At 67.5% G+C, this 15,705-nt stretch carries 12 protein-coding genes; 5 read left to right on the forward strand and 7 right to left on the reverse strand.

From position 1 onward, the window contains the following. From HR086_RS34675 to HR086_RS34685, 3 genes are all read left to right on the forward strand, one after another. The coding region (locus tag HR086_RS34675) for a fatty acid desaturase (RefSeq protein WP_174467777.1) at nucleotides 1-948 on the forward strand (948 nt) is incomplete at its 5' end. Next, entirely contained in the window at nucleotides 945-2,174 is a 1,230-nt protein-coding gene (locus HR086_RS34680; RefSeq protein WP_174467778.1) for a CapA family protein, read from the forward strand. The genes HR086_RS34675 and HR086_RS34680, both read left to right, overlap by 4 nt. 2 nt (nucleotides 2,175-2,176) lie before the next feature. Then, entirely contained in the window at nucleotides 2,177-2,794 is a 618-nt protein-coding gene (locus HR086_RS34685; RefSeq protein ID WP_174456843.1) for an iron-containing redox enzyme family protein, read from the forward strand. Between the two features lie 65 nt (nucleotides 2,795-2,859). On the opposite strand, the gene HR086_RS34690 is transcribed toward HR086_RS34685, so the two are convergent. From HR086_RS34690 to HR086_RS49465, 3 genes are all read right to left on the reverse strand, one after another. Next, a complete protein-coding gene (locus HR086_RS34690; RefSeq protein ID WP_174467779.1) occupies nucleotides 2,860-3,477 on the reverse strand; it encodes an ankyrin repeat domain-containing protein in 618 nt (205 codons plus the stop codon). Between the two features lie 1,024 nt (nucleotides 3,478-4,501). Then, on the reverse strand, nucleotides 4,502-5,494 hold the full coding sequence (locus tag HR086_RS34695) for an NAD(P)-dependent alcohol dehydrogenase (RefSeq protein WP_174462566.1): 993 nt from the start codon (nucleotides 5,492-5,494) through the stop codon (nucleotides 4,502-4,504). Between the two features lie 120 nt (nucleotides 5,495-5,614). Continuing rightward, nucleotides 5,615-7,264, reverse strand: coding sequence for a mechanosensitive ion channel family protein (locus tag HR086_RS49465; protein ID WP_305794107.1), 1,650 nt, complete (start codon nucleotides 7,262-7,264; stop codon nucleotides 5,615-5,617). A gap of 808 nt (nucleotides 7,265-8,072) precedes the next feature. On the opposite strand from HR086_RS49465, the gene HR086_RS34705 reads away from it, so the two are divergent. Beyond that, on the forward strand, nucleotides 8,073-9,494 hold the full coding sequence (locus HR086_RS34705; RefSeq protein WP_254626585.1) for an Ig-like domain-containing protein: 1,422 nt from the start codon (nucleotides 8,073-8,075) through the stop codon (nucleotides 9,492-9,494). Between the two features lie 176 nt (nucleotides 9,495-9,670). On the opposite strand, the gene HR086_RS34710 is transcribed toward HR086_RS34705, so the two are convergent. The 4 genes from HR086_RS34710 to HR086_RS34725 form a co-directional block, all read right to left on the reverse strand. Further along, nucleotides 9,671-10,852 carry a hypothetical protein gene (locus tag HR086_RS34710; RefSeq protein ID WP_174456840.1) on the reverse strand — a complete coding sequence of 394 codons (1,182 nt, stop codon included), beginning with the start codon at nucleotides 10,850-10,852 and terminating at the stop codon, nucleotides 9,671-9,673. Nucleotides 10,853-10,877: 25 nt separating this feature from the next. Continuing rightward, the gene (locus HR086_RS34715; protein ID WP_174467781.1) at nucleotides 10,878-13,199 is read right to left on the reverse strand and encodes a hypothetical protein; all 2,322 of its coding nucleotides are present in this window, start codon (nucleotides 13,197-13,199) and stop codon (nucleotides 10,878-10,880) included. Between the two features lie 783 nt (nucleotides 13,200-13,982). Further along, entirely contained in the window at nucleotides 13,983-14,117 is a 135-nt protein-coding gene (locus tag HR086_RS34720) for a hypothetical protein (protein ID WP_371823529.1), read from the reverse strand. 151 nt (nucleotides 14,118-14,268) lie between these two features. Continuing rightward, nucleotides 14,269-14,463, reverse strand: coding sequence for a hypothetical protein (locus tag HR086_RS34725; protein WP_174467782.1), 195 nt, complete (start codon nucleotides 14,461-14,463; stop codon nucleotides 14,269-14,271). A gap of 166 nt (nucleotides 14,464-14,629) precedes the next feature. Between HR086_RS34725 and HR086_RS34730 the strand changes: the two genes are divergently transcribed. Continuing rightward, on the forward strand, nucleotides 14,630-15,637 hold the full coding sequence (locus HR086_RS34730; RefSeq protein ID WP_174467783.1) for a hypothetical protein: 1,008 nt from the start codon (nucleotides 14,630-14,632) through the stop codon (nucleotides 15,635-15,637). Nucleotides 15,638-15,705: the final 68 nt, after the last annotated feature.

The raw sequence follows: 15,705 nt of genomic DNA on the forward strand, positions 1-15,705 counted from the left end.
CCCGCTGCCCCCGCCGGGCCGGGCCCCTCTCGCGACGAGTTGGTGGAGCTCTTGCGCATCCGCCCCGCGCGGGCCCTGGGCATGGCGGCCCTCCACCTGGGCGTGTGGGGGCTGGCAGGCGTGGGGCTCGCGCACGTCAGCGGCTTCTGGCTGAAGCTGCCCCTGTGGCTGCTGGCGGCCCAGGGCGTCATGGGGCTCATCCAGCTGGACCACGACGCGTGGCACGACACCCTCTTCCCGCGGCCCTGGCAGAACCGCCTCTTCGGCAACGGGCTCAGCCTGCTCGTGGGCATCGCCTACGAGCCGATGCGGCACGACCACCTCGCGCACCACCGCTGGAACCGCACCGAGAAGGACCCTGACGCCTACAACGCCGGCCGCCGCTCGCCCGGGCTGTGGGCACTCTTCTACGCCACCGTGCTGCTGGGCCTGCCGCTCAGCCTCGTCTACTTCAACGTCCTCTACCCGGTGCAGCACTTCGACGCCGCCCGCCTGCGCCGCCATGCGCTGGTGCTGCTCGGCTACGGGGCCTTCTACGCGCTGCTCTTCTGGCTCCTGGCGGGCCACGGGCTCCTCGGGGGCGCGGTGGAGTGCTGGCTGCTGCCGGTGCTCTTCGCCAGCCCCCTCAACGGGCTCAAGTCCATCTCCGACCACCACGCCAACGTCTGGCGCGGCGACCGCTTCCACACCGCGACGACGGTGCGCGGCACCCGGCTCGTCACCTTCCTGTGGAACGGCCTCAACCACCACCTGGACCACCACCTCTACCCGCGGGTGCCCGGCTACAACCTCGCGCGGCTGCACGCGCGCCTGCGCCCGGAGTTGCTCGCGCGCGGGGCCCCCGTCTTCGACAGCTACCTCCACGTCATGTGGCGGGCCCTCCTGGCCGGCCCCATGGTGGTGGAGGAGGACGTGCGACTCGTCACCCTGGAGCGAAAGCGCCCATGAACGCCCTGCGCCGGCTGTACGCGGACATCCGCTACGAGGACGGCCGCTGGCCGCTGTCCCGGTGGGACCTCAACCTGCGCTACCTCACCAAGAGCCTCCTGCACCTGCCGGAGCCGCGCTCGGCCGAAACCGGGGAGCACTTCGCGCGAGTCTCCCGGCACCTCGCCTCGGGGAGCTGGCGGCACGCGGGGGCGCCGGAGCTCCGGCTGAGCGCCGTGGGCGACATGATGTGGATTCGCAGCGGCTTCCACCGCGCCCTGTCTCCCGGCGTCCGGGAGGTGATGGCGGGGGACGCGGTGGCCTTCGCGAATCTAGAGACGCCGGTGGACCCGGCGCGGCCCGTGCCCCGGCTCGTCTACGAGACGCTCCACTACAACGCCCCGCCGGACTACCTCGCGGCCTGGGAGGGCACGGCGCGCCACCGCGTCTTCTCCCTTTGCAACAACCACGCGCTCGACCAGGGCGCCGAAGGGCTCAAGCGGACCCGGGGGACGGTGCTGGCCTCCTCCCAGCACCGCTGCGTGGGAGGCCCCCGGCCGGAGGACGCGGTGGCCGCCCAGGAGGTGGACGGGGTGCGGATGGGCATCGCCGCCGTGACGTATGACATCAACCACCTCGTGGGGGCGCCGCCCGCCGGGGTGCCGGTGACGCGGCTGGGCAGCCCCCTCCACGCGCCGGACTGGGCGCGGCTGGGCGCGCTCATCGACGCCGCTCGCGCGGTGGGGCCGGACCTGGTGGTGCTGATGCCGCACTGGGGCTTCGAGTACGAGTACTGGCCCGAGGCCCTCCAGCGCGAGCACGCCTACCGGCTCATCGAGCGCGGGGCGGACGTCCTCCTGGGCTCCTCGCCGCATGTCCTCCAGCCGGTGGAGTGGGTGTCCATCGATGGCGCGGACGCCACCTGCCCCACGCAGGTGCGCCGGGGCGGGCCCGCGCGGATGGGGCTCATCGCGTACTCGCTGGGCAACTTCCTGAGCATCATGCCCACGCTGGCGTGCCAGACGGGGGCCGTGCTGAAGCTCGCGCTCGCCCGGGACGCGCGGGGCGTGCTCCAGCCGGTGGATTTGCGCGCGGTGCCCACCGCCTGTGGACGGGGACTCGGTGGGGAGGGGTTGCTCGACGCGGGCGTGGTGCGCCTGGACGAGCTGCCCCGCAAGCGGGCGGCGCCGCACCTCGCGCATGCCCGGCGGACGTTGGGCGCGCTGCTTTCGGACCGGAGGGACTGAGGATGTCGTCGATTGAGGAGCAGTTGGAGGCGCTCACCGTCGGGATGGCGCGGCAGGTCGCGAGCTGGCTGCCGGCGGTGACGCCAGAGCGCTACGTGGCGTTCCTCGACATGATGTACCACTACACGCGGCGCAGCGGAGACCGGCTGCGGCTCGCGGCCGAGCGCGCCACGCTCCCCGAGCTGAAGGACTTCTTCGCGGAGCTGGCGGAGGACGAGCAGTCGCACTACCTGCTGGCCAAGGCGGACCTCGCGGCCTTCGGGCGCGAGCCCTCGTCCGACACGCCTCGCGAGGTGGCCGACTTCCACGCCTTCTGGGAGGGAATCGGGCCGGAGCGGCAGCTCGCCTTCCTGGGCGCGTTGCGCGTGCTGGAGGGCGTGGCGCGGCACCTGGGAGGTGAGGCCCGCCAGGGGCTGGGGCGGCTCGGGCTGGAGCGGACGAAGGCGCGCTTCATCCTCGTCCACCTCGACGTGGACCTGGAGCACGGCGCGCGGGCCCAGGCGCTCTGCGCGGCGCTGGGGGCCGGGCACCCGGAGCCGCTGCTCGAAGGGGCCCGGCGGGCCGCCGACTTCTGGGTGGCCATTCACCGCGCGGCGCTGGCCGGCGAGGCGCGGCCCTGAGCGGGCGCGTCAGCGTACGGAGAGGACGACAGCGTCCCTCTCCGTCTGAACCTCACGTACCTGCGTCACGACCGTCGGCGTCCAAGAAGTTCAAGGATCCTGTCCCACGTTCGCGGATCGTGCTTTTCACGAGGTGGCAGTTTGGCGAGCGCGGTTTCGTTGTACTCATCAACCGCCCGCGGATCCGCCCCCTCCGCCATCAAAAGCTCGATGATGGGAACGTTGAACTTACGAGCGGCCATGCCGAGCGGCGTCAATCCGCGAAGTCCTCCCCACTCGTCCATCGTTCGTCCAGCACCATGGCGCAGGAGCAGCGCGGTGAGCTCCGGATGTTCATGTTCTACGGCCAGCTGCAAAGGTGACTCATGCGTTGATCTGCGGACGTTCGGATCCGCGCCTGCTTCGAGAAGCACCCGTGCGACCTCCGGCTCCGGAGGTTCCATGGCGCTGAGGAGCGGCGTCTCGTGATGATGGGCATCCCATTCGTTGACGTCCGCACCGTGCTCGATCAACAGCTTGATGAAGTCAATCGTTCCCCCAACGCCCATCTGGCCGATGGCGACATGCAGGGGTCGCCAGCCATCTTCCCTGGGCAGGTTGGGGTCTGCACCGCGAACCAGCAGCGCACGAACACGCTCCAGATCATGCTGGACGATGGCCTCGAACAATTCGGATGACAGCATTGGGCTCGGCAATGCTCGCCTGGGTGGCGGAAAGGGACTCGTGCATCGACGGGCGGTTTTGTAACGACTCTGCTCCGCGCTGTCGACACCCTCCTTGTTGGGGCACCACCTCCGGCCCCTGTGCCCCCTGCCTCGATGCGGCCGAGGGGCTCGACGGGGCACCCGCCTGCCCAGGCCGCGCCCCCATCAGGTGTGTGGCGGGAGCCTGGGCCTGTTGGCACCTCTTGAGCCTCAACGAGGGCGATCGTCTCCCAATCGCCGCTACCGCCGCCCTGGCGGGCCGCATCATGGGGTCCTTCATTGGGTTTGAGCTGTCTCATGCCGCCAATAGCGCGACACCAGCGCCGTCGGATGTCAGCGTGCTTCCGTCGGTGGCGGTGTCTCAGGGTGGAATGGCGTTGGGGCTGGGGGGGCCGCTTCTGAGCTCCTGACCTGACGAGCCGCCGCTCGTGATTCAACGCGGCACCGAGCTGTCCTCCAGGCTCGGGCCGTGGTGCGGTGCGTCGACCTGGTGTGTGTGGATGTCGCCGTTGGCAGGTGGGACGGAGGCGTCACCTGAGATGCGGAACAGAGGACCTGGACGACCTGCTATCCTTTGAGGCGCTTCAGCCGTGAGCGAGTTGGAAGCCGCTGTCATACCAACCTGGGAGGGGACGATGCTCTGTTCCGCGAAGAAGGCTGTTCAGGTATTGCTTGCCGTTGTCACGGGGGCGGCTGTGTCGTTCGGAGCCACGCTGGCGGTCGCAGCGCCCGCGGAGCCGCTGTCCTATTGTTCTGGCAATTGCGTCAATGAGTGCATCGAGGCGGGCTTCGCCTATGGTCGATGCTCTGGCGATGTCTGCGTTTGCTTCCCCTTCTCCTGAGCCTCCGGGCAGCGCCTCGCGCGGATGTGCAGGGTACCGCGGTGCGAAGCCGGGATGACTCGCGTGCGGTTGCTCGCCCTGCTCTCGAATCCCAGTCGGGGGGAGGAGGTCAGGGCGTCGACGCGGCGGGCCGCGCTCCGCGGGTACGGAAGGAGGCGCCGTCATGGGAGGCAGGGACCTCCTCTGGACATGTGGATGGCGACCTTGCCGCGGGCGTGTCCCTCCTCGAGGTACGCGAGGGCCTGGGGCAGCTCCTCGAACGGGTAGGTGCGGTCGATGACGGAGCGCACGGAGCCGTCGGCCAGGCGGTCGCGCAGGTACTCCAGGTCGTCCAGGTTGCTCTTCATCGTCAGGTAGCCCAGGCGCTTGCGACTACCGAGCGAGCGCAGCGGCCCGAGCAGGAGCGCCGCCGCCATCTGCTTTCCCGCTCCGCCCGTCATCACGTAGCGGCCGCCGGGCGCGAGCGCGCGCGCGTAGGCGCTCAGCGGGTGGTAGCCGTTGGCCGCGAGGATGACGTCGTAGCGCTGGCCGCCGCGCGTGAAGTCCTCCTTCGAGTAGTCGATGACCTCGTCGGCTCCGAGCGAGCGGGCCAGCTCCTGGTTGCGGGCGCTGCACACCGCCGTCACCTTCGCGCCCAGCGCCTTGGCGAGCTGCACGGCGAAGGTCCCCACGCCTCCCGAGGCGCCATTCACCAGCACGGACTCGCCCGCCTGGAGGCGACCCTCGCGACGCAGCCCCTGCAGCGCCGTCACGCCGGCCAGCGGCGCCGCGGCGGCCTCTTCGAAGCCGAGGCTCGCGGGCTTCGAGGCGAGGACTCCCTCGGGCGCGCAGACGTACTCCGCGAAGGCGCCCCAGTTGCTGCTGCCCAGCTCGCCCATCACTTCATCGCCGGCCTTGAAGCGCGTGACGCCGGGACCCGCGGCCTCGACCACGCCGGCCAGGTCGCAGCCGAGCACGTTGTACCGGGGCTTGAAGAGTCCGACCGCGAGCCTCGCGAGGAAGGGGTCGGCGCGCAGGATGTGCCAGTCGGCCGCGTTGAGCGCGCAGGCCCGCACGCGCACGAGGACCTGGCCTGCGCCCGGCGTGGGGACGGGGCGCTCCTCGCACTTCAGGACCTGGGGTGAGCCGTACTCGTAGAAGGTGATGGCGCGCATCAAGGGATGGCTCCAGCGGTAGGGGGCGGAGGAGGGCCGCGGACGGGGCCGCGGGTGCTGGCGGAGCAGGGAAACAGGACTCAGGACACCTGCACCATGATGGGTACGGCCGGCCTGCCGCTACCGAAGCGAGGCGGCCAGTGCCTGGGGCTCCTCCTCCGGCGACGCAGCGGCGGCGGCGGGAAGCACCGTGGTCCCCTCGTATTGCACCGACTTGGGATAGGGAAGTTCCAGGCCGTTGGCGTTGAAGGCGTCGAACAACAGCCGGTTGAGCAGTCGCTTCACGTCGAAGTGCGTCCCTGGCTGCACCTTGGCTTCAATGCGAATGGTCATCCAGCTCTCGTCCATGCTCTCGATACCCAACAGCTTGGGCATCTCGGACACCTTGCCTGCCGACAGCATGGGCACCTGCTCGCAGACCTTTCCAATCACATCCAGCACCTTCTTCAAGTCGCACTCATAGGCCACGGCCATGTCCACGACCGCCAGCGTCCAGCCGCGACTATAATTGATGACATTCTTGACTTCGCCATTGCGGAGGATGTGAAGGCGCCCGAAGCGATCGCGAATGCGGGTGATACGAGGCGTTATCTCCTCCACCACGCCCTCGGTATCGTTGATGCGGATGTAGTCGCCGTTCAAGATCTGGTCCTCGAAGAGCAGGAAGATGCCGTTGACCATGTCCGTGACGATGGCCTGTGAGCCCAGGCCCACGGTGAGACCGACGATGCCGGCGCCAGCGAGGATGGGGGTGGGGTCCACACCCAGGTCGCTGAGCACCATCATCCCCACCAGGAAATAGACCAGGTACGTGGAGGCTCTCTGGATGAGCGCGACGAAGGTGTTGCGCCGCCGGGCCTTGTCATCCAGGTCGAGACCGTCCACCTTGAAGGCCCGGGCGATGAGCAGCCGGACGAACTCCACGACGACGCTGGCGGCGAAGAACAGGGCGATGACGCGGATGAGCACCGGCCCGTACGGAGCAAAGGACTCCAGGCCCTGGAACCGACGGATGATGAGGGTCGCCACCGAGATATAGACGATGGCCTCAAGGCTCCGCTGCCCCACCGGTAGCAGCCGGCTGAGGGCCATGAAGTACTCCTCGTACTTCGTGGCCGTGCTCTTCGTCCGCCAGGACTCGACCAGCCGAACCGACATCAGGTGCAGCAAGGACACCGCCAGGCGCCCACCGCTGATGCACAGCAACACGAAGACGGTGGTGCCAACGAGCCACTCGAGCGCGGCCGGGGGTTGCAGCGAGGTGACCGCCATGCCCACCGCGAAGTAGGCCAGCACCAGCTTGATGAAGCCGGGCCCCTGCTCCATCGCCTTCTGGGCATGTGCCTTCGGCTCCGGGCTCAGTTGCCACTCGTTCATCCTGCGCTCGAGCCGCATCAGGAGCTGGCGTGCCGCCCGATCCAACACCAGGTAGGCCGTCAGCAAGAGCACCAGCAGGCCCGCTCCGCGCCCCAGGGCCGCCAGCCCCTCCACCGTCACCCCCGCCAGCAAGGCATTGAAGGAGGGCTCCAGATCCTTCTTCGCCCACAGGGAGAAGCCCAGCACGGCGATGCCGATGATGACCACCACGAAGGACAGGAGGGCGGCGCTCAGCCGGGCGCGCTTGCGAAGAGCGTCCGCCATCTGCTCCAGCGCCTTCACACCCATCAGCCGGATGCCCTGGTACAGCAGCGCACTGGAGGCCACGAGCACGGCCCAGAGGACGAGCAGCAACAATGCCACGCTCAGTCCGACGAGCCATGCGTTGTTCAACTCGACCGTATCCGCAAGTCGGAAGATTTCCATGCGCTGGGGCATAGCACACCAGCGAACACGTCGCGCCCCGCCCCCGAGGCGGAACAGAGGCTCCAGCGTCTCGCCAGGCAGGAAAGGCCGCGAGCCTTTCGCCGTGGTTCCCATCCAGTGCGGGCAATGCAACCGTGGAGCCCGAGACAGCGGCTGGGAGGGAGTCGATGAAGGGGTAGACGCCGTGAGCGCATAAGAGAAAGGGGGCGCAGTCCCCTATGACCGCGGTTCGTGTGGCGACGGAGTCTGCGGCTACAACGAGGAGCTCTTCTCTTGCCTGGCGGGCTGCGACATCTGCGGCAATGGGATTTGTGGTCCCACCGAGACCCCCTACGACCGCGGCGCGGACCGCGGATGGCTCCCGCCGGGTACGAACGCGCATCGCGCCCAGCGTGGCGAAGATGCTGGCGATGCGCCCCAGCTCCTCCGCGTTCAGCAGTTCCTTCTTGCCGCCCCAGGACGCGGGAGAACAGTACGTGCAGCGGAAGCTGCGGCGGTCCGTGATGCTCAGCCGCAGGTACGTCATGCGGCGCCCCAGCGCATCCAGCAGGGGCGGGGCGAGCGGATCCGTCTGGAATGCGCACAGTGGGCGTGGCGGGCGGGAGCAGAGCGGGAGGTGAGGGACGCTGACGCGGATCCCGACGGTGCGCGGGCAACGTCGAGCGTGGTTTGGACACCATGCCTGGCGGCCTCGAAGAGCGGACCGCGGGGCCGCTTCCGCCGGACGGCAGAAAGCGCGTGGCATGAGGGCCCGCCAGGCGATAGGGTTTCTCGGATGTACTTTGCTCGCGCTCTTGTCCGACTGTGCTCGGTGGTCTTGCTCTCAAGTCTCGTCATCGTGGGGGGCGCGAGTTGCGGGGATTCAGAGACGGCGTTGCCGTCGGCCGTTCTCGACGTCACTCCATCCGTCCTCTCTCTCGTCGCAGGCACGTCCGCGACCGTGAAGGCAACGTTCACGGCCGATGGCGCGGCGACCCAAGACGTGACGGAGTCAGCGACGTGGGCGAGCAGCGCTCCCGGCGTCGCCACCGTCGCGGCCGGCAAGGTGAACGCGGTCGCGGCCGGCGCCGCGACGATCAGCGTGACCTCGGAAGGACAGACGAAGACCGTCGCCGTAACGGTGACGGCCGACAACAATCCCCTCGTCTCGCTGAGCGTTACGCCGGCGGCGCCAACGCTTCCGCCCGGCGCGAAGAAGCAACTCGTGGCGACCGGCACCTACGCCGATAGCAGCACAAAAGACATCTCGAGCGCAGTCGTGTGGAGCTCGGCGACGTCCACCGTGGCGACCGTCGACCCGACCGGGCTGCTCACGTCGCTCGCCGCCGGAACCTCGAAGATCACGGCGACGCTCGGCACCGTCAGTGGGAGCACCGAGGTCACGGTCATCGAAGTAGAGGTCGTCTCAATCGCTGTCACGCCGGTAAGCCCGAGCATTGGCGCTGGCGCCACGCAAGCGTTCACCGCCACCGCGACGATGACCGACAACACGACCAAGGACCTGACGACGCTCGCAACATGGACGTCGGGCACGCCGACCTCCGCTTCCATCGCGAACACGGGCATCGCCAAGGGACTCGCGGTAGGAACGTCGACGATCACCGCGACGTTCAACGGCATCAATGGGTCGACGCTTCTCACGGTCACGGAGGCAACCCTCGTGTCGATCTCCCTGCTGCCGGCGAACGCAACGATCCCGGTGGGCATGAAGCAGAATTACTTCGCCACGGGCACGTTCAGCGACGGGTCGACGGAGGACCTCACGGAGACGGTTGCGTGGAGTTCGGGCGATCCGACCCACGCAACGATCAGCGATGCCGCCGACTCCACCAAAGGAGAGGCAACGGCGATCGCTCAGGGCTCAGCGGTGATCACCGCGACGTACGGCGCGATCATGGGCAGCACCACGCTCACCGTATCGCCGGCAGAGGTCATGTTGATCCGCGTCACGCCGATCGCCTCATCGGCTGTGGTGGGAGCCACTCGTCAATACACCGCCACGGGCGAGTTCACTGACGGGACGTTCCACGATCTCACGAGCGTGGTGGCGTGGGCGTCGAACAATGCCACCGTCGCGCCCATCAGCACCTCAGGGAGCACACCCGGCGTCGCCCTGGCCGTCAGCCCGGGCAGGGCCACGATCAGCGCAAAGTCGGGCGGGGCCATGGGCTCCGCGGTCCTTACCGTCACACCCTAGCGTTACTGCCGCGAGTGCGCCTGGTACGCCCGCGGCGCGTCCTCAGGCCCTTGCGCGGGCAGGGCGCCTCTTTTCTCCAGCAGGCGCGGCGCGCCACGAAGCGGGCACGGTCTCCGGCGATTCACGCTGGAGGCCGGCCCGCTCCGTGACAGGTTCAATCGCTCCGGGGTCTCGCGCTAGCGAGGCGTGATCGCGAACCCGGTGCAGTCCCCGCTCTCCATCGTCCAGAGCGAGGTGGCGGGACCTTCCTTCACGTAGAGCTCGCCGTTGCTCGCGAGCACCGCGATGCCCGTGCCCGAGAGCTGGAAGGCCGTCACGGACGAGCTGACCCATTCCCAGGGACCGTCCCACGCCCCTTCCTTCACGAACACGTGGCTGTCCGTCTTCAGGACGCCGATGCGGTTGCCCGAGAGGGAGATGGCCTGGACGTCACCCGTCACCATGTTCCACAGCTCGGTGAGCGCGCCTTCCTTCAGGAAGAACTGGCCATTGTTCTTCAGCATGCCCACGCGGTCGCCCTCGAGCGCGAGGGCCGTGACGTCTCCACTCATCAGGACCCAGGCCGCGTTCCATGCGCCTTCCTTCACAAAGGCCTCGCCGTTCGTCTTGATGATGCCGATGCGGTCGCCCGACAGCGAGATGGAGGCCACATCCCCGGTCACCAGATTCCACAACCCGGTGAGCGCGCCTTCCTTCAGGAAGAACTGGCCATTCTGCTTCAGCACGCCAATGCGGTTGCCCGCGAGGGCAATGGCCTTGATGTCGCTGCTCTGGACGACCCAGGCCGCGTCCCAGATGCCTTCCTTCACGTAGGCCTCGCCGTTCGTCTTGACGATGCCAATGCGGTTGCCCGCCAGCGCGACGGAGGCCACGTCCCCGGTCACCGTATTCCACAGCTCGGTGAGGGGGCCCTCCTTCAGGTAGAGCTGGCCCCCCTGCTTCAACATCCCGATGCGGGCGCCGTCCGTGGGACAGTAGCCTCCCGCCTCCAGACACTGCCCCCGGCAGGCCTGGGCCGTGGGGCAGACCTGATTGCCCTCCAGGCACGTCTGCCCCCGGCGCATGCAATAGGTGCCACAGAGGTACGCGTTGCTGCAGATATACATGCCGTTCAGGCAGGTCTCGAGGGTGGGGCGATAGCAGGCCCCACCACACTCCTCGGAGCCCAGGCCGCAGACGGTGCCATTGCTGCAATTGGAGCTGCCTGGGAAGTAACAGGCGCCGCCCAGCGGAAAACCACAGGTCGACCAACCCGTGGGGCATTGCGCGAGGGCCTCGGTCGAGACCAACGCGACGAAGAGCGACAGGAAGATGGAGAGAAGGGGCCCGTTGGAGGGCCTGAAGCGTTTCGGTGTCATGTGTCCGTTCATGGGGGTATTCGAGCTACGGCGTGGCCAGGACGAGCTGCGTGGTGGCCGTGGTCTCCCAGGTCCAGAGCCCGGTCCACGCCCCTTCCTTCACGTACCCATTGCCATCCGTCTTGACGATGCCGATGCGCCTGCCCGCGAGGGAGATGGACTGGACGTCACCCGTCACCAGGTTCCAGGCCGCGGTGAGGGCTCCGTCCCTGAGGAAGAACTCACCGTTGAGCCGCAGCACGCCCACGCGGTTCTCGGTCAGCGCGATGGCCTTGCTGTTGGAGCCCAGCGCGACCCAGGTGGCGTTCCAGGCGCCTTCCTTCACATAGGACTCGGTGTTCGTCTTGACGACGCCGATGCGCTTGCCCGACAAAGCGATGGCGGCCACGTCTCCCGTCACCAGGTCCCACTGCTCGGTGAGGGCGCCGTCCTTCAGGTAGAAATCGCCGTTCAGCTTCAGCATGCCGATGCGCTTGCCGGAGAGGCTGAGGGCCTTGACGTCGCCGCTCATCAGGACCCAGGAGGCGTTCCAGGCGCCTTCCTTCACGTAGGCCTCGCCGTTTGTCTTGATGATGCCGATGCGGTCGCCCGACAAAGCGATGGCGGCCACGTCTCCCGTCACCAGGTTCCACATCGCGGTGAGGGCGCCATCCTTCAGGTAGAAGTCGCCATTGAGCTTCAGCACGCCGATGCGGCTGCCAGACAAGGCCACCGCCTGGATGTCACCGGACTGAGGGACCCAACCGGAGGCGGCGCCACCCTCTTGTACGTGCGCTTCGCCTTGGGTCTTCAGGATGCCCACGCGGGGAAGGGGAGGGAGGGTGTCGTCCATCTTCTCCTGAAGGAAGACCGTCATGACGGCGTAGCCCGTCTCGTTGGGGTGCGCGGTGCCCGTGGTCTCGGCCTCGCTGTCCTCCGGCCCCTGCGTCGAGGACGCGTCGTAGCCGTTGTTCACCCAGCGGTTGCTGGGAGAGGCGCACAGCCCGTGGCCCACGCCACTGCCGACACCCGCGAATGCATCGGAGATGCCCGACACATAGTTCCAGCCATGGCGCTCGGCGGCGTCCTGCATCATGTTCATCAGGGGCAGCCGGACATAGCCATCCAGGTACGCCAGCTCCCCGTAGGACACGTCCGCTCCGACACCGGCGTAGAGGTTCGTCTCCTCCAGGATGGAGGAGCAGATCTGCCCGGAGTTGCCACGGGCGAAGTCCGGATACTCCATGAGGTACGTGCTCCGCACGTCGAGGCCCACCTGCTTGAGTTGCGTCTGGAGCAGGTCGTAGCTCGTGGGCAGGGCGGCCTTGAGCACGTCGACCTTGGAGCGCAGCTCCTGCCCGTCGTTGCCCTGGTGGCAATCCGTGTGCACGACACAGAACCGGAGGATGTCACCGAAACCCACGTCATTGCCGCCGGCGCTGAGGACGAGCGCGTCGATGGGGCGGTTGCCCACCAGCGTCACGAGCCGGTTGAGCTGCGAGGGCATGTAGTGCTCGGGATTCCAGGCGCCGTGCTGGTAGGCCGGGGCCTCGATGCCCACGTAGGGGCCGAGGATTCCCGAACCGCGGGGCGGCCCGTCGCTGGCGGTGGCGAAGCCGTCGAAGATTCCCAGGGGGAAATTACCGCCCCAGTTCTCATATTCGTAGGTCGTTCGCTGGATGGTCGCACCGGAGCACGCCAGCGACAGGAAGGTCACGGACGAGTGAGGGTCGCTCAACTCCAGGGCCAGCGCGGCCCGCGCCGCCGGAGACTTGAAGGAGCGATGGCATCGCGCATTCTGCCAGACCGGATGTGTGTCGTTGTCCCAGTTCGCCGCGGCGTCCGGAGCCCCTTCTCCCGAGCCATAGGAGTCACCCAGGCTGACGACGAGGTAGTCACGGATCGTCACGAACCGCTGGTACTGCGCGGTTTGAATCGGCCCGCCCCCCAGGAGCTCCGAGTGGGTGATCGTCAGGCGGACGTCGTAGGCGCCTTGCGTGGGAAAGGAATGGTTGATCTTGCAGACGCCGCCCATGTCGACGGTCGTGCCGGCAATGGTCCAGGTGAAATTGTAGCCAAAGAGGGAGTAGCCGATGTCGTCGAATTCCGGGGGACAGCCATTCAACGTGCTGGTGTAGCCGCTGTGGGCCTCTGGCTGGAGGTAGCTCGCGGTCTCGTTTTCTCCGCTGGCGAAGCGGGCCCCTTGAAACCAGCGAATGCCCTCGGGCAATGGATTGTACGGATCGGTGAGAGCCTTTTCCTCCGACCCCGTCTGTTGCGGCGCATCCTGGTGGTTGGCTTCAGGGGAACCACACGCCAGGGTGATACACAGGACCGTGGCGAACACGGCTTGCACACAACGATACATGAAGGATTTCCTTTGCGCGCGACAGGGAGGGCCGCGAGGAGACGGGTCGCTGATTTCACCCTGACGCGCGCTCGAACCAGTTCCCCCAACAGGGCCCTCGGCCCTCTTAGTCGTAAGTCCGATTTCGGACAAGTGTGGTTTGACGCGATGGAAAGACTGAGGGTGGCTCAACTCATTTGAACGGGCTCCCTGGCATCCAGGCCATCGTGGCGAGCGCAAACCCTTGCTCACGCTCGAGGTATGGGGGCGCGTGGTGGAATGGCTTGGACTGGCCCGTGTCAGGCCACCCGATGAGCGTGTCGGGCCTCACCTGGCGGAGGCTGCGGAAACCGAACCCATCGAGTCCCTCACACGTTGGACGACGATCCGACCTGGCGCCTGAACGGCTGCCCAGTGTCTTGAACGGGTGTGGACTGTGTCGTTCCCGGAGCGCTTCCACGGCGGGGTGTGCCTGACGCTGTCGGCGAGGGACTCGGCGCGCGAGGCGAAGGCGGGCGCCGGACTCGACAATCCCAGGCGCGCCGGACCAGCACGCCGCCGTCCTGATAGGTGCCGTGGGCGTGGCGGCCCTGTCGCGTGGCTGCACCAGGCTGAAAGCTCCGCACGCAGTTCGTGCCACACCTGTTACGCGGTTGTCCCTGGGGACCTGCTTGCACTGGCATTGACGGGGGACGGGGGGCTCATTTCAAGAGTCGAGGCCATCGCGCCTGGGGCACGCTTCCCTGGCGCTGTGGCTCACGGCATGACCGCCGCCAGTGCCAGATGAACTGTCCACCGCCGTCCCTATCGATGTCGCGCTTGGGGGGAGCTGCCCCACGGGTCCACGCTGCCAGACGAGTCCAGCGACACCTTCACGATGCCTCCCGCCACGAAGGCCGTCACATGGCCCGAGCCCTCGGACACGAGGTCCAGGTCCACGGCCCGGAGCGAGCGCGCCTCCAGCCCACCGCTGCCATATGGTCGCGCATCCAGGTGACGACGAGGTGCACTTCGTCCCGTTGCCGCCGCTCACGCGAGGAAGTGGAGCGGCTGGTGGCGGTGGCGCGCAGGTGGGCGCTGACGGCGAGAGCTACGGCTTCGCGGCAGGTGATGGTGCTGGCTGGTAGTCGCGGACGAACTCCATCGCGGCGACCGTCCGCGACGCGCCCCCAGGGCCCACCAGGTAGAAGAACGGAACGTCGCTGCTGGCGTACCTCTCGCCGGCATCCCTGGCGAAGTCGACCACCCTCCAGACGGGGAGCGGAGCGTCTCCTCCATCTTTCACTCCGGCCTCGACCCATTCGGACCCGATGGAAACGGACGTGACGCTGAATGGGCTCATCCCGTGGACTCTACCCTGGCCGAGACGTCCATGCTGCACAATCCGCGGAAGCCGTTGACCCAGTCGATAATCTCAACAGAATGACAAGAGTTATTCAGTGGAGGAAGTCATGCGCCGTCTCTTTCGGAGTCTCGCGGTCTGGTCCTTGTGCACCTTGCAATGGGGTTGTGGGCAGACAGACATTTCCACGCCGGAGGAGCCACTGTCCTCCAAGCTCGAGCCCGCCGTCGCCACGCTGTTCAATCAAGATGTGGGGGTCCTCGCGGGCTCCGCGGGTTGTCCCAGTTCCGCGCCCGCCCTCTGGATGCACATGGACAACGAAGACAGCCGCGCGGCCAGCTATCTGAGGGATTGGGTGGGGAGCACCCAGTTGGATGAAGCGCGCAACACCACCTTCCGGTTCTGCCGCGTCGATGGGGCGAAGTTCAAGCCACTCGAGACTCACCCCACCACGCGCAGCGCCTATGCCGTGCTGATGCTGGGGGAGATCTGCCCCCCGGGTTCCTGGTACTTCTCTCGATTCTTCGACAACGAAGACAGAGACAACAGGAACGCGAACTCAGGCGGCATCCAGCCCAACGGCAATGCGGCCGGGGATACGATCATGTTCTTCTGTTTGTTCCATGGGGGTGGCAACCCCAGCACGCCCGCACCGAGCCTTCCGGACCTGGGGTTCGAGTATGGCGTCTTCGCGGCGCAGAGCTTCACCTTCGGCACGGCGAAGGGACAGATCTTCACCGACGACGAGGACACCCGGAACACGAACAGCTACAGCGTGTGGTCTGAGTATCGACACCTGGCCCTGACCATGGTCTCGGAGGGAGAGAACACGTACATGCACGTGGCCCGTGCCGGCGCCATCTCCTGCGGCGACAACGTCTGCAACGGATTCGAGAGCGAGCTGACGTGCCCCGCGGACTGCACCCGGTGCGGAGATGCCTCCTGCGGCCCACTCGAGAACCCGACGTCGTGCCCCTATGACTGCGGTTCGTGTGGCGACGGGGTCTGCGGCTACAACGAGGAGCTCTTCTCCTGCCCGGCGGACTGCGACATATGCGGCAATGGGATTTGTGGTCCCACCGAGACCCCCTCCGACTGCAGCGCGGACTGCGGATAGCTCCCGCCGGGTACGAACGCGCATCAGAGGGAAGGGGGCGCGGTTGAGGTGGAGGGAGGGAGCAGAGG

The organism is Myxococcus sp. CA039A, assembly GCF_013336645.1.
Lineage (GTDB): Bacteria > Myxococcota > Myxococcia > Myxococcales > Myxococcaceae > Myxococcus > Myxococcus llanfairpwllgwyngyllgogerychwyrndrobwllllantysiliogogogochensis.